At 32.5% G+C, this 767-nt stretch carries 2 protein-coding genes; both read left to right on the top strand.

Features of this window, described 5'->3' with window-relative positions; all coding sequences use genetic code 11:
* Nucleotides 1–425 (top strand): sensor histidine kinase (locus AC1DUW_RS31255; protein ID WP_477644502.1); only part of this gene is annotated, 425 nt, incomplete at its 5' end.
* Between the two features lie 48 nt (nt 426–473).
* Nucleotides 474–767 (top strand): response regulator (locus AC1DUW_RS31250; protein ID WP_477644501.1); only part of this gene is annotated, 294 nt, incomplete at its 3' end.

Below are 767 nucleotides of genomic sequence, written 5' to 3'. Positions count from 1 at the left end.
TTCATAAGGTAACTATGGAAAAAAAACAAATTAATTTTGAACAAACTATTGATGAAGACCTTGTTTTTTATATAGATTTACAACAAATTCATCAGGTGCTTCTTAACTTAGTATTAAATTCTATTCAAGCGGTAGAAGAAACAAAGCATAAAACTATTAAAATTACAATTGATAAAATGAACGAAAAAACAGGACGGATTATCATAGCTGACACGGGCAAGGGGATGAAACAGGAGGAACAAAACCACATCTTTGAACCTTTCTTCACCAATAAAGAAAAAGGGGTCGGATTAGGACTTACGTTATCATACAGACTAATTAAAGAAAATAATGGGGATATTTATGTGAAAAGTTATCTTAATTCAGGAACAAAATTCGTCATCTTATTACCTTTATCTGAAGAACAAGAAGCCATTTTGAGTTAATAATGTTATTAAATCTTTTGTTATGATCATAAAAGGAGGAACAGAAATATGAAGCCACATGTGTTAGTGATCGATGACGAACCTGCAATTTGTACAGCTCTTAGCTTTGCATTAGAAGACGATTATCAAGTTGTCACTACTACAGATCCAGATGAAGGTCTTCGACATATTGAACAGATTTCAGTTGATATTGTTCTACTTGATTTGCGGATTGGAAGTATAAGTGGATTAGATATTCTTCAAAAAATTAAACACAGGTCCCCCAATGTTACTGTAATCATGATGACGGCCTATTCATCTATTGATACTTCCATTGAGGCAATAAAAAATGGGGCCTATTAC

It is taken from the genome of Peribacillus sp. P4_C12 (assembly GCF_056402095.1).
The sequence above is the reverse complement of the archived record's forward strand: the minus strand, read 5'-3'. Positions and strand labels throughout refer to the sequence as shown.